Origin of the sequence: Photorhabdus hindustanensis, from assembly GCF_002968995.1 — a bacterium.
GTDB classification, from domain to species: Bacteria; Pseudomonadota; Gammaproteobacteria; order Enterobacterales; family Enterobacteriaceae; genus Photorhabdus; species Photorhabdus akhurstii.
In genome coordinates this window covers 56,016-70,240 of sequence record NZ_PUWT01000013.1, presented here as the reverse complement: position 1 = coordinate 70,240, position 14,225 = coordinate 56,016, and the positions used below count along the sequence as shown (strand labels likewise).

General features: G+C 39.2%; 12 protein-coding genes and 1 pseudogene. 7 read left to right on the top strand and 6 right to left on the bottom strand.

From position 1 onward, the window contains the following. The first annotated feature begins 58 nt into the window (after positions 1 to 58). On the top strand, positions 59 to 433 hold the full coding sequence (locus tag C6H66_RS05505; RefSeq protein WP_105395024.1) for a hypothetical protein: 375 nt from the start codon (positions 59 to 61) through the stop codon (positions 431 to 433). 196 nt (positions 434 to 629) lie between these two features. Here the strand turns inward: C6H66_RS05505 and C6H66_RS05500 are convergent, their stop codons facing one another. Both C6H66_RS05500 and folE read right to left on the bottom strand, forming a co-directional pair. Next, entirely contained in the window at positions 630 to 1,214 is a 585-nt protein-coding gene (locus tag C6H66_RS05500) for a 6-carboxytetrahydropterin synthase (RefSeq protein ID WP_105395023.1), read from the bottom strand. Then, positions 1,211 to 1,906, bottom strand: a complete 696-nt coding sequence (gene folE / locus C6H66_RS05495; RefSeq protein ID WP_105395022.1) for a GTP cyclohydrolase I — start codon at positions 1,904 to 1,906, stop codon at positions 1,211 to 1,213. The genes C6H66_RS05500 and folE overlap by 4 nt, the downstream gene beginning before the upstream one ends. Positions 1,907 to 2,562: 656 nt before the next feature. Here folE and C6H66_RS05490 point away from each other — a divergent pair. The 3 genes from C6H66_RS05490 to C6H66_RS05480 all read left to right on the top strand — a co-directional run bounded on the left by C6H66_RS05490 (position 2,563) and on the right by C6H66_RS05480 (position 8,405). Then, positions 2,563 to 3,456, top strand: a complete 894-nt coding sequence (locus C6H66_RS05490; protein WP_046395875.1) for a LysR family transcriptional regulator — start codon at positions 2,563 to 2,565, stop codon at positions 3,454 to 3,456. Between the two features lie 2,407 nt (positions 3,457 to 5,863). Further along, the gene (locus tag C6H66_RS05485; protein ID WP_105395021.1) at positions 5,864 to 7,336 is read left to right on the top strand and encodes an alanine/glycine:cation symporter family protein; all 1,473 of its coding nucleotides are present in this window, start codon (positions 5,864 to 5,866) and stop codon (positions 7,334 to 7,336) included. Between the two features lie 250 nt (positions 7,337 to 7,586). After that, positions 7,587 to 8,405, top strand: a complete 819-nt coding sequence (locus C6H66_RS05480) for an N-acetylmuramoyl-L-alanine amidase (protein WP_105395039.1) — start codon at positions 7,587 to 7,589, stop codon at positions 8,403 to 8,405. Positions 8,406 to 8,758: 353 nt separating this feature from the next. On the opposite strand, the gene C6H66_RS05475 is transcribed toward C6H66_RS05480, so the two are convergent. The 3 genes and pseudogenes from C6H66_RS05475 to C6H66_RS05465 form a co-directional block, all read right to left on the bottom strand. Next, positions 8,759 to 9,193, bottom strand: coding sequence for a DUF805 domain-containing protein (locus C6H66_RS05475; protein ID WP_105395020.1), 435 nt, complete (start codon positions 9,191 to 9,193; stop codon positions 8,759 to 8,761). A 273-nt stretch (positions 9,194 to 9,466) separates the two neighbouring features. Then, positions 9,467 to 10,075 (bottom strand): annotated as a pseudogene (locus C6H66_RS05470) (RNA-guided endonuclease InsQ/TnpB family protein); the annotation flags it as partial. Between the two features lie 208 nt (positions 10,076 to 10,283). Next, positions 10,284 to 10,667 (bottom strand): helix-turn-helix domain-containing protein, encoded by a 384-nt coding sequence (locus tag C6H66_RS05465; RefSeq protein WP_105395019.1) that lies wholly within the window; start codon positions 10,665 to 10,667, stop codon positions 10,284 to 10,286. Between the two features lie 315 nt (positions 10,668 to 10,982). Here C6H66_RS05465 and mgrB point away from each other — a divergent pair, with 315 nt between their 5' ends. Together mgrB and C6H66_RS05455 are read left to right on the top strand one after the other, a co-directional pair. Continuing rightward, positions 10,983 to 11,126 (top strand): PhoP/PhoQ regulatory lipoprotein MgrB, encoded by a 144-nt coding sequence (mgrB, locus tag C6H66_RS05460; protein ID WP_082300881.1) that lies wholly within the window; start codon positions 10,983 to 10,985, stop codon positions 11,124 to 11,126. A 169-nt stretch (positions 11,127 to 11,295) separates the two neighbouring features. After that, entirely contained in the window at positions 11,296 to 12,675 is a 1,380-nt protein-coding gene (locus C6H66_RS05455; RefSeq protein WP_036805075.1) for an amino acid permease, read from the top strand. 67 nt (positions 12,676 to 12,742) lie between these two features. On the opposite strand, the gene pagP is transcribed toward C6H66_RS05455, so the two are convergent. Next, positions 12,743 to 13,366 (bottom strand): lipid IV(A) palmitoyltransferase PagP, encoded by a 624-nt coding sequence (gene pagP, locus C6H66_RS05450; RefSeq protein ID WP_036781808.1) that lies wholly within the window; start codon positions 13,364 to 13,366, stop codon positions 12,743 to 12,745. A gap of 603 nt (positions 13,367 to 13,969) precedes the next feature. On the opposite strand from pagP, the gene cspE reads away from it, so the two are divergent. Further along, on the top strand, positions 13,970 to 14,179 hold the full coding sequence (gene cspE / locus C6H66_RS05445) for a transcription antiterminator/RNA stability regulator CspE (RefSeq protein WP_036781809.1): 210 nt from the start codon (positions 13,970 to 13,972) through the stop codon (positions 14,177 to 14,179). The last annotated feature ends 46 nt before the right edge of the window (positions 14,180 to 14,225 follow it).

Here is a 14,225-nt window from a genome sequence, read left to right as displayed (position 1 = left end):
CAGAGTGTATACTGAGGTTAATATTCGTTCTGTCTGATTAGGGAGAGGGGGGTAAAAGATGAGTGGCTCAGATGATAAAAAAATAGAGTTTAGTACGAGCGATGTGTTAAATGCTCTCTTACATCGCGGTCAGAATATGCAACATCTTGCAACTCAGGAAAGTGTGGATAATCTGCGCCGTGAGACCGAGGCTAACTTTGCGTCACTTGATAAGCGTTTCGAATCTATTGATAAACGCTTTGAATCTGTTGATAAGCAATTCGAATTAATAGATAGACGCCTCGAAGTTATGGATAAGCGTTTTGAATCTATAGATAAACGTTTTGATAAACTTGAAGGTAAATTTGATCGACTTCAATGGTTTATTGTTGCGGCGGCGCTGGCATTGCTATTCAAAGAATATATTTTTAAAGCGGCGGCTGTTATCCAGTAACTTGCAACCTTATTGCAAGTTACTGCCTAACTTATTCTTTCATCTTTTATTTTTTCTCTGTTTCATTGCTTTTTGGCTACAGTATCTTCCAGTTCATCGAAAATTGAGGGGCATTGATAACAAGGTTGTTGGCCGTAAGATATCGCTGTCTATATTGGTAAGTCCTCGTTACACCTATTCACCGTGGTTTATTGCTTTATAAGCGCCTATAAGTGGAATCTGGTGTAACAATATTTCTTGAGTCATATTCAAACCGGCCCATTGCTTGTGAATAAGCTTTCAGCTCCTCGAACCGTTGGCTGAGAAATGCGTTACGTTCCTCTTCATGAATCGAATCGGCATTGCAATCTGTAAAACAATTGGGGGTTTCATAGAGTCTGACGTGGTGAATTTTGAGGCTATCCCATTCACTAAAAAGAACTTCCATAGTGAGGAATATCTCTTTTGCAATATTTTCAACGGTTGGATTGCAGTACTCGCCACTACGATTTAAGCTCATGAGTCTAAATTTACTGCGCGTAGCATGGACAGCGGATATAAAATCTGCATCCTTGGGATTAAGAATCGAGGCGTGATCCAGATACTCATCAATCCATGCTGCGCCGATACGCTTTATCTCTTTAAAATCTATTGCGTATCCAATTGGCTGCATCTGTTTAAATGAGAAAGTGAGTTCATACAGATAAGTGTGTCCGTGGATATTGAAGCATTTCACCCTCTCGTTCATGACTCGATGAGCGGAGTCAAAAGAACCTTTACGTGTAATATATTGAATTGTCATGCGGTACCTCTAATCAATTCATAGAAGTCTTGCTTGGCAGGTGAATTAGTATCGGCGAATACACCTGAGAACATTTGTGTCTTCATCCGGCTTTTCTGGTGGCGTACACCTCTGCAACTTACACAATTGTGTGATGCATCTATCAATACTGCGACTCCCTGATTTCTTTCACATACTTGGTTTACTGCATTATGGATCGTTGCTGTTAATCGTTCTTGTATAAGCCCACGTCTGCCAAAATGTTCGACGATTCGATTTAACTTTGACAGGCCAAGAACACGCCCATATTGACTTGGTATATAGGCAACGTGAACATAGCCCCTGATTGCTTGATGATGGTGAGAGCACATGGAGTCGAGAGCGATCCAGCCGTCGAATACAATGCCATCGTAATTATCTGCCGGAAATGTAGTGATAGGTCCCATTGGTTTGTATCGACCTTTCCATAGGTCAAGTACATAAGCTTTCGCAACACGTCTCGGCGTGTCTTTCGAATTAGGATCATTTTGCCAGTCTACGCCAAGAGCGGTCAGGAATTCTCCGAATGATATAGCAGCTTTATCTATGATAAGGTTAAGTTCTGTTTTGGTCAGAGTCTCATTGGGTCCGTGTAATGAGCGTTTTTTTGCTAATTGCATGGATATTCCATCTGCAAATCCATGTGTAGAAATTTCTAAATCTCCTGGTTCCACAGTAGGTACCTCGTTATTGTCACTAAATGGTTCATTATGATCCGTTTAGAAAAATGCATATTTTTGTTTAACGGACCACCAGTATTTAGTCCCTTACTATCTGAATGCTAGATAAAATAGTGGTGGGTATCATGTCTTTTGCAGTCATTCTTAAGACCTTTTAAGTCTTAATAGGGGGCGCTGATATTGGGATTCGTGTTTTCCCGCTCACTTAGTTACATTGTGAAATCGTGTATTAAGTTAGATATGTTATACCGTTATTTCTGCTTGTTTTAATTTCTTGGTATGAATATTTAATACCTATCTTTCCAGAGAAAATAATGAGTCTTATTTATTGTTATTGTAAATGTATTGACGTACAGTCTGGTGCCTATTCATTAAATAAATTAATTAATTGTAGGGGCGTCCAGATAGAGAACGGTTTCACAACTATCAGATACTGTTTTTACCAAGGTTAGGTAAATCTTGCCCGGTGATCGGTTATAGCATATTTACTAAAGGAGGTTTTATGTCATTCGGAATAGTCCCTAATCTAACCTACGGGACAACACCAACTTAAAACTGGACGCTTTTAGATGATCTGAAAGAACAAATAAAGGTGTGTTCAGAAAGAATAGGCATAAGTCTGTTTAGCGAAAGATGGAGGTTGCATATATATGAAATTGCGACATTTACGGTGTTTTGTGGTGGTGGCAGAAGAATTACATTTCGCTAGAGCTGCGCAGCGCCTGCATATAGAACAATCACCGCTATCAAGGATAATTAAAAACTTGGAAGCTGATCTTGGTACGATGTTATTCGTGCGTACCACAAGGAACATCCGACTTACACGTGCGGGAGAAATTTTGTTGGAGCAGGCTCCTCGCATCTTTTCCGTACTTGGTCAGGTTCGTGATAGCGTAAAAGCAGTTTCGGCTGGATTTCATAGTCAACTCCGTATTGCGTTATCTGATGGCGCTACACCACCTAAGTTAGCTGAATTGTTAGCAAAATGCCGTGACGACGAGCCAGGGATGGACATTCGCTTACACGAGATACCCCTAGCTCAACACATGAATGGATTACGTGACAACCTTTTTGATGTGGGATTTGCTCAATCTACGACAGTAGGCGATGGCATCATTGCCATGCCGGCTTGGTATGATTCATTGGTGGCGGCTATTCCTATCAGGCATCCGCTTTTAGCGTATAAAGAAGTGCCGTTAGATGAACTTTTACGTTATCCACTGATCATCTGTGGTCAGGAGGCGTATGAGGGATATTTGGAGCCGGTGCTGTCTATATTACAAAATGCAAAGTTAGCGCCATCTATATCCGAAAAGGTTGCCAGTTTTGACCTTTTGCTAACTCTAGTGGCTGCTGGATATGGGATTGGGGTGGCGGGAGAGTCACAGATCAACCTAGCTCGGCATGGCGACGTCGCCATAAGACCATTCGCTGGTGATATTCCTAAACTGGTGACGTATATGCTTAGGCTTGATGCACCGTTAACAGAAGAACTTGCCCGGTTTGAAGAAAGAGTTGGAAATTTGTACACCAGTGTTTGTTGATCTTATTAGGGGAAAGGACCTTTTGGAGTTCTGCTAGTACTGATTAAAGTGCAATTCGCAATCATCTAAGTATCTAAATTGATAGAGAATTGCGAATTTCTGGCAAATATTTGACCATTTTTTTCCAATGCTTGATGAAAGTTTTCATATCAATCGGAGTCGAGGACTTAAGATACCTATCTTGAGAAAGAATGGAATGATCAACTTGGTTTGATGAGTGACAAGTAGATGTAAGAAGTTAAAACTGGATAGTTAATTTAATAACATGTAAAAATCTTTATTGCGTGTGTGTTTAGGCAAAAACCGCTAACGGGAGTTTGTTCTCCCGCTGGTTTTATAACTGTAAATAGAGTACTTACTGTATAATATTTGAAGTGTTATTATTTAGTTATTGTTTTTCCTTATTAAGAATTTTTTCATATTCCTCCCAAACGACAGACAATGGTGAACTTAAACAACAAATGGATATTGAACCCCCTGATGGAGGGTGATATTCATATTTAGATCTCCCACGATAGACTCTTATAGGTAAATTGTTATCAGTGGGATTCTTCCTTTTTCTTCTTAACATCATTCATAACCTCAACGTATATTGTTTAAATTATGCATTTAGAATAAAAGTGAGATATTTATACAATATTAACTTCATAAACATATTTTTTTTGTAAAAGATAACAAATGAAAATATTAGCAGTAGATAATAAAAGATCCAGTTTTATGTTGCATATAAGAGAAGTTTTTTCACATTTTTTTTATAAAATAATTTCAAAATGAAATAATATTTTATGGAAATTAAAACACAATGTTTGATAAATGTAAAATAAAAGTTGATTTTAACTATGCATGGTTGGGTTAAATCTGCTGTTTTTATAGCCGAATGAAGTGGTGACTAACATATAACTGACTGTTTGGGAGAATTTTGATGCTTATACCCGTCGTCTTTAAAGTTGCCTCTTTGTTGGCTGCATTCACTCACCCCGGTCACATAGTTATCTATGCTCCCGGGGATTCGCTCCCTTGCCGTCGCGATGCATCTTGAAATCCATAGGGTATATAGGTATTCAACGAATTGTTATAACAAAATGGTGGGTGTAATTTTAGTCAAACTATCTCTAACTAGCTATCACGATGGATTGCCAACGTTGAGTCTTGGTATTTTTGTGATTTACCCAAGATACCTCTGCTCGTAGTATCCAGTCTTAGGGAAATTTAAGGTGGTGATATCATTGTGATAACTTTATTTTGCAGTGTATTCTATTTTACTTAAATTCTATTGCTCATGCGGTAAATTTTCTACAAACTTTATTAAATATTCAGTCTATCTGGCAGTCGATCAAATTTGTCCTGATGCGGCTGGAAAACTTGCTGAATAAACGATATTTGCTTCCAAAAGGCAATCAGAGTACCCCTTGATTTTTTATAAAAAAGGATTTTATTATGCCGATTTTATGGTCATTTCATTCTAATCCACTTGCGGAAATATTGGACAATCATCTTGTGGAAAATAGAGTAATAGGAGGCATTAGATATATATTTTGAAGATATTTGCAGAATAGAAAAATAAGCAGAAATGTGTTCGTTAGAATCAGATGAAGAAGTGGAGAACATTCGTTAAAATCTTTTTAATGTTAATGATACTTAACACAAGTAGCTAAGAGAAAAATATCATTTTTTCTTGTGATTTAGGATGCTTACAGATAAATGCCAGATATAGGTTAAGGTTTTTATTAGTTTTTTGCATGTTATGCTATTTGTTGGGATGATATTTCCTACATTGAGTGTATGGGTTGGTATTTCATTGTGATCTGATAAGTGAGTTTTTTATCTTTTTGATTTTTAATGTTTTATGTGATGGATGTCACTATGCGAAATTTTCTAAATTAATGATGATTTTTTTGTTAAAGCTGATAATCTGCTCACAAAACTAATCACAATATCTTATTTTTGAATTTTTTTTCTTGATATTAATTGGTTGTTGATTTAATTAACAAGCGGCTCATTGGTAGAATTTTTTTACTTGCATGAGGGCTATCGTCGTAGGCTTCATAATAGTAATGGATTTCATATATGTAGCTTATTGTGAATCACAGGTAGGAGGCATCGCCAAAAGTGTATGAAATGACTGACAGGCAATAGTCGATTGAATGCCATATCTATTAACTATCAGTCAAAAACAGTACACCAAACATTCATTTAATCTGATGGATAATGTAAAAAGGTCAGTAAACATTACACATTAATTTCAAACTTGTGTTACATTCATAGTGTTTTTCTGACCGGTATCTCTGTGTTTTTTTATACAGCATTGTGTTACTTGTTAATTATAAAGGCATATTAAGCGCAATGAATTCTGCCGGATACGATTTTATGGTCAGACTGGGTTTACTAATTTAAGGGGAAAAATATCTTGACGGAACTAATTAGCTTTCTTAACAGCCTTAACAGTATCCTTTGGGGCTCCGTGCTGATTTATCTTCTTCTTGGCGCCGGTATTTACTTCACGATACGTACAGGTTTTATACAGATTCGCCATTTTGGGCACATGTTTTCAGTATTGAAAAACAGTAAAAAATCTGACAGTGCAGGTATTTCATCATTCCAGGCTCTGTGTACCAGCTTAGCAGCACGGGTTGGCACCGGTAACCTTACTGGTGTGGCAATCGCCTTAACGGCTGGTGGGCCTGGCGCCATTTTTTGGATGTGGATGGTTGCTCTGATTGGGATGGCAACCTCTTTTATTGAGAGTACACTTGCCCAGCTGTACAAGACAAAAGACGATAAGGGGAATTACCGCGGTGGTCCGGCCTACTATATGGAAAAAGGGCTTGGAGTACGCTGGATGGGCATTCTGTTCTCCATATTCCTCATTATTGCTTTTGGTCTGGTATTTAATGCTGTCCAGGCAAATTCCATCGTTCAGGCTGCTGCTTTCGCATTCGATTTCAATCCTTTATATGTCGGCATCGGTTTGGTGATTCTTAGCGGGATCATTATTTTTGGTGGCTTGCGCTCTATTGCTCGGGTTGCAGAGTTGGTTGTCCCTTTTATGGCGATAGCTTATCTGATTCTGGCATTCTGGGTCGTCGGTCATAACTTTGAACGCATGCCAGAAGTGTTTGCATTAATTTTCAAAAGCGCATTCGGTTTACAGGAAGCTGTTGCAGGCACCGTTGGTTATGGTGTTGCACAGGCGATGACACAAGGTGTTCAGCGCGGGCTGTTTTCAAACGAAGCAGGGATGGGTTCGGCACCCAATGCTGCGGCTTCTGCTTCTCCATATCCTCCTCATCCTGCATCTCAGGGTTATGTGCAGATGCTAGGGGTCTTTATGGATACTCTGGTTATCTGTAGTGCTACTGCCGTTATCATCCTGTCATCGGGTGTGCTTGATGGCAATATTTCAGGGATAAGTGGAATAGAATTGACTCAGCGAGCACTGTCTTCCGCTGTCGGTGATTGGGGATCTGAATTTATTGCACTGGCTATCTTCTTTTTCGCATTCACATCAATTATTGCAAATTATGCTTATGCTGAAAGCAATATCGTATTCCTTGAACGTAATCATACTGCGGGTTTAGTGATCTTACGTCTGGCGGCGTTAGGTATGGTGATGTTTGGTGCGTTGGCTGATTTGCCTTTAGTTTGGAAAATGGCTGATTTGTCTATGGCATTGATGGCAATTACTAATTTGACCGCTATTTTGTTGCTTTCTGGCGTCGCATTTAAGCTCGCAAAAGATTACAACCAACAGAGACGTGTTGGTAAATTACCGACATTTGATATCAATCAGTATCCTGAGATTCAGAAAAAAGTTGAAGTTGGTATTTGGGAAGAAACGGCAACTCTTGCCCAATCTAACCAAGCGGTTGACCGCAGGTGAAATGCTAGAACACAGTATAGTTAATACTATTTAACAACATAGCGGCTGATAGCCTTTCGCGTTTATTTATTATTCTTGCCTTATTTCCATCTAACTTATGGGAATAAGGCATTTTTACTTGTGGTCTATGTCAAGAGCAAAACCGGTAGTTTTATAAAAAAATCATGTAAAACATAAATTTTATTTTGTATTCATTTGATTTCTTTGTGTTATTATCTTGCTTTCAATTAATAGGTAGGACAGGGAAATGATGAAGAAGATCATATTAGTTGGCTTATTTATGCTATTGGCGGGGTGTTCCAGCCTGGAAGATCGGGGCACTTATAAAGTTGATAGCTCTTTTCCTTCACAAGGTCAAAATGACAGAGTAAGGTTTTTGGTATTCCACTATACCGCTGTCAATGATGAAGGTTCTTTACGTATACTCACTCAGGGCGGTGTTAGTGCTCATTATTTGCTCCCATCGTTACCGAATTATGTGAGAGGCAAGCCTGTTATTTTGCAACTGGTTCCTGAAGATAAGAGGGCATGGCATGCTGGTGTTAGTGGATGGAATGGCCGGAAAGACTTGAATGACACTTCGATTGGCATTGAAATTGTTAATAAAGGATTTACGGAAATGCTACTTGAGAAAGAGTGGTATCCGTTTAATGAGCAACAGATCGATCTATTAACGCGTTTGGCGAAAGATATTATTCAACGTTATGGCATTGAACCTATTAATGTCGTTGGTCACAGTGATATTGCACCTTTGAGAAAGTATGATCCAGGTAAACTTTTCCCTTGGAAGAGTTTGGCTGAACAAGGTATCGGTGCATGGCCTGACGATGCAACCGTTGAAAAGTATATGGCGGGTAGAAAATGGAATGATGGTGTTTCTGTTGAGTTAATTCAGAAGACATTGGCTAAATATGGCTACACCATTCCACAAACCGGTGTGCTTGATGAGGATACCCGTAAAACAATCAGTGCGTTCCAGATGCATTTCAGGCCAGATGACATCAGTGGTAATCCTGATGCACAAACTGAATCGATAGCTCTGGCTCTGGTTGAGAAATATAAAAAGTAGTTTTGATTTGTAGTATCTTGTTGTGATCGTGCCATAGAAAGAACTTTATCAGAGTGACCTTTATGGCATGATTCCTCTCATTAACTCTTGATCTATTCTTCGAACCTTCCTTCATTTTGTTTTAACTTGTAATGACAGTCTTACCTCAGCAGTTGTTGATCACATCTTTCCAGCTATCACTGTTTTAACATTAGGCGGCTTTCATTATTATTTCTATAGAGAAAGAACTAAGCTTATGGCTAAGTAATAGAATATTCAGTGTATATAAATAATCATCGCTTTATTTTATAGTGACTATTACTGTCTTAAGTAATAGTCAGATTAAATGAAATTTTTGCAATATGGAGAAAATATTAATTTTTATTATTATTTTTCCTTTTTGGCAGAATCAATGCCAGGATAATTCCAATTAGACTGATAAAGGGTGAATATATTATTATTTTGTTTTTGTCGGGAAAATAGTTTGGTAACACACTGCACAGATAGATAAAAATAGAGACTGGCCAACCATACAGCCCCACATCATTAAATCTGTAGGCTGTTTTCATGATTAAATAGTAAACCGTAGCGAAGGAGCACATTGCCCATAGACCAATAGAGATTATATATAACCACACTGATAACTCATATTGCATGTGAGCTGCGTAATTGTTTTCTGCTAGATAACCTGAGAGAAAGATCAATATTCCTAAAATAGCGGCTATTTTAATAAAGCTAATAATATAATCTTTTCTACTCAATCTTTGGCTGAAATAGCTTTTTATTGAACTCACTAGAGAATCGTTCATAAATAATAGTCAGATAAATAAGAATGGGACAGATAGTAACTGATTTAACGATAGTATGAACAGAAAAATATGAATCAGATATTAAGATGAGAATATTTCAAAAGTAATTTTATGATTAAATATGTATAAATAAGGTGATGATTGTTAAATTATATGATAGTTTTTGTCCTTTATGATTTTTTTTTGGTGTTTAAACCGTTGTGTGATGATTTGACAAATGATTATTCGCTTATGTGACTGCTCCCCGCCGTAAACGGCAAGGCTTCCCACTTCTCAGGCCGCAACCGTTGATGCAACGGATTTACGCTGGCCTCCGTGGGCAGGAACGACGAGTCCCGCCGCCTGTAATTCCTGTATGCCCTTGCGCTGGATGTTGATCGCTGCGTTGATGTCACGATCATGTTCGACACCACAGCAAGGACATGGACAGATCCGCTTGTTCAGCGGCATTTCCGGCACTTTATGGCGGCAGCAGTGACACGTTTTCGAACTGGCGAACCATTGATCCAGTTTCACCAGATGGATGCCTGCCGCTTCCGCTTTGTATTCCAGCTTCGTGATGAATCCATGCCAGCCTGCATCACCGATAGCACGAGCCAGCTTGGGATTTTTCATCAGGTTGGCCGATTTCAGTGTCTCCACAATGATCGCTTGGTTTTCGTCAACAATTGAACGAGACAGTTTGTGTTGAAAATCGGCACGGGCATTGGCGACCCGTTCGTGTATACATGCAAGCTGTATACGCGCTTTGCGACGATTGGCACTCCCCTTGGTCTTACGGGATAACGCTTTCTGTTTACGCCGCAGGTTGCGGCTGGCGTTGATAAGGTGGCGTGGATTCGCAATCTTATCCCCACTGGATGTGATCGCATAGTGAGACAACCTAACGGAAACCAAGTGCCGTTAAAAGATTCGGCAGAACTCTCTAGTCCATCTGACCATGAAACCTAGAGAGCTTTGTTGAGGGAAGTATTGTGTCTGGCACCAAATAAAAGATCAGAACACAAGGGTTGAAGCTCTTTATCTTTCACCGGAAAGCACGGTTGCATTGCTGGATAATTGCCTGTTTCAATATTCTCTGATTATCGTGTCACGAACAGTGGGTAGCGAAATGCAGAGGTAATTTAACTTCGAGCTCAATATCTGGATTCTGCCGGAAATCATAGGGCGTTATGCCATACTCTTTGCGGAACATGTAAGTGAAATGAGACTGAGAGCCAAAGCCGAAATCTAAAGCGATATCAAAAATAGGCAAAGAGCTGTTTCTTAAAAGATGCACAGCGCCGGCCAGGCGTCGCTGGCGGATATATTTACCAAGCGAAATGCCGGTGACTTCCTTAAATATTTTCTGCATGTGCCAAAGCGAGTAACCGGAGTAAGCTGCCAGTTCTTCCAGGTGGATTACCCGGCCAAGGTGATTCTCAATCCATTTGCTGAGAGCGCATACAAGTGCTAAGTGATTATCCTGTGGCATTAACAATTTTGTTCTGGTTGAAAATGAAAGGAAGTATACACAACTTTTTCTAAAGATGACAAAGCCTTGACATCACGATTTAGATTGTAACTGAATGTGACAATTGATTTTTTTGTCATAGTGAATAAAATCCACATGGTTAGTATTTGTTTAAACGTGTTCTGATATGTTGTTAGCATACATATTGTTGCCGGTACGATTTTTTCGCAATGAAAGCACAGGATGAATATTTTTCTTGTTTCATTGTTGTAAAATATCATTTTCCAACTTTATTCTTAACGTATTGCGTTCTGACCGAACTTGAAGGAAATAGAATTGGACATAAAAAAAACCATTGCAATCTTAGTATTACTTGGAATATGTCTGTTCTTGTATCTGTTAGCTTTGGATAGCTATTGTGATCAGGGGGGAAAGTTTGATTCAGGTATTTGTTCTGTGACTCGATATCTGCCTTTCTGATTAGTTGCTGATACTCATCAGCCATTTTCCCGTCATATATCTGTGCTAACATATATCTTCAATATCCACCCTTTAAAGCTAGTGTTTTGTTTGCTTTGAATAAAGCAGATAAGGGGAAGCGGTTGTTTTCCCACTAATAACAAGATAGAAGTTGCATCAAGAGGACAAGATGGCAGGACAATCGCAGCGGTCAACACTTAAACGCGGTTTAAAAAACCGGCATATTCAACTTATTGCTTTGGGGGGGGCTGTCGGGACTGGGTTGTTTCTCGGTATTGCACAAACCATAAAAATGGCAGGTCCCTCCGTAATTTTAGGATACGCTATCGCAGGCTTTATTGCATTTTTGATTATGCGTCAGCTAGGAGAGATGGTGGTCGAGGAGCCTGTAGCGGGGTCGTTTAGTCATTTCGCGTATAAATATTGGGGGGATTTTCCCGGATTTTTATCAGGTTGGAATTACTGGGCGATGTTTACTCTGGTTGGCATGGCTGAATTAACGGCTGTGGGAATGTATATCCACTACTGGTGGCCTGATATTCCAACCTGGGTTTCTGCAACCGTCTTCTTTGTCTTAATCAATACAGTAAATTTAATTAATGTCCGATTATATGGTGAAACAGAATTTTGGTTTTCCATCATTAAAGTGACCGCCATTATCTGTATGATTGTGTTTGGCGCTTACTTGTTAGTTAGCGGAAATGGCGGACCTCAGGCCAGTATAACTAACCTTTGGCAACATGGCGGCTTTATGCCTAATGGCATCACCAGCCTAATCATGGCAATGGCTGTGATCATGTTCTCTTTTGGTGGATTGGAACTGGTAGGTATTACCGCAGCAGAAGCGGAAAATCCACGTATCAGCATTCCTAAGGCCACCAATCAGGTAGTATACAGAATATTGATTTTCTATATTGGTTCTCTGACCGTGTTGTTGTCGCTTTATCCGTGGGGCAATGTCGTTGAAGGTGAAAGCCCATTTGTTATGATTTTTCACAACCTGGATAGTTTCTGGGTAGCTAACGTTCTGAATATTGTTGTCCTAACTGCCGCATTGTCCGTTTATAACAGCGGTGTGTATTGTAACAGCCGGATGCTGTACGGTTTAGCAAAACAAGGCAATGCTCCTGGGATGCTGACAAAAGTTAATGAGAGTGGTGTTCCTATCAGAGCCATTGTCGTGTCTGCTTTGGCAACATCCGTTGGTGTATTGATTAATTATGTGATGCCGGGCAAAGCATTTGAATTATTGATGGCGTTGGTGGTAACAACGTTAGTGATTAATTGGGTTATGATCTGTACGGCGCATTTAAAATTCCGGGCAGAAAAAGTTAAACAGGGAATAGAGCCATCATTTAAGGCATTCTGGTATCCATTCGGTAATTATCTGTGTCTGGCTTTCCTTGCCTTTATACTCGTCATTATTTTGATGATGGACAGCATCCGTATTTCAGTCATTCTGATGCCATTCTGGGTGGGTGTGTTATGGATTGGGTTTTTAATGTCTCGTTCCCGCCGTGATAAAATGAGAGCACAGGAGCAGGGATAACATATATTTGGATTATCGCTATGAAGATACCAGGCTGATATTACACAGCCTGGTATTTTTTATCCAGTTACCATTGCCAACGTAACCAAGCGAAGAGGACGTTACCGTTATTATATGTGCCGGGAATATATGTCCCTTGCAGCGATAACCGATCATATTCTATGGAGAATAACGGTAATGGCAGTGGAATAGGGACATAATAATAATCATGACGAGCTGTAACGCTTAAAGTGAAACCGATTCCCATTCGGAAACCATCTAAATCACCGGGTATCCACATTTTCTGAAATCCATAGCCAACGATGGGTTCCAAACGGTTATGAGAATCCATAAAAGCCATTGCATAAAGGGAATGCCAATCATTGTCTTGGTCGTAACGATATTTACCATAGCCGAAACCCCAGGGCCGCTCATTATATCTATCGATTTTCTCTTTATCGTAGGTATGCCTGTTATGCCAAGTAATTACCGGCAGATAAAGTTCATTGTCGGGTGCATTCCAGGTGAGAGCGACATTATTGTTGAATTTTTCCCATAAACTACCTGAATTGTTGCTATAACCGAGCGGTGTGTGTGATTGAGTCGTTGCTAATGATTTATTAGCAGTATTTGCTGTTGCTGCCAACACTGTCCCAGATGAGACTAAAAGAGTGGCTGATAGGGTACAGGCTGTGGTTAAATCAAACTTCATTATTTATTGCTCCAAATTTCCCGACGACATAAATTGGGAAGATCCTGCGCATCACGTAAAATATGACAAACATCTAAATTCAGGAATTCTACTCTTGCTATTTTCAATAAAAGTTAAACGAAAAATTAATATTAAGATGTGATAGGTATTAACTGGGTATATTTGATACTGATATTTTAGTCGACTAATATTGGGAGTGTGTTGATTTTTTCTTTCACCCAAACAGTAGAGATTGGCCTCTGTGAACATACTAATAGATATAAAAAATCTAATAATAAGATAGGCAAAATAAATTAGAATTGTTTATGTTATCTGGGGTTTTGTTGAGTGGATAAACTGTAAGCTAATTAGGATAACCTTGGATTTTCAAATTTTTGCAGCTATGTTAAACAATAATTGTTGTTAAGAATTTTAAATATGTGCGTTAGCTCCATAGCTGATAAAAAATGGCTTGCCATCATATTAAGAATATGTGATAAATCGTTCGGGTAAACGAGGTACGGTTCTGTTATACAGTTCTGTTAATAGCAGCAACTTGCTCTAGTTTTTATGTTGCGCCGAAACGGCGAATTAGAATTAAGTGATCCAAAGGAAATTCTTAAAATGGCAAAAATCACTGGTACTGTAAAGTGGTTCAACGAATCAAAAGGTTTTGGCTTTATTACTCCTGCTGATGGTAGCAAAGATGTGTTTGTACATTTTAGCGCTATTCAGAGTGAGGGTTTTAAAACTCTGGCGGAAGGCCAAAAAGTTGAGTTTGAAATTCAGGACGGTCAGAAAGGTCCTTCTGCGGCAAACGTCACTACAGCATAACTTCTTTTTGTCGATCATTTTGGATTGACGAAGTAAATTTGTTGTC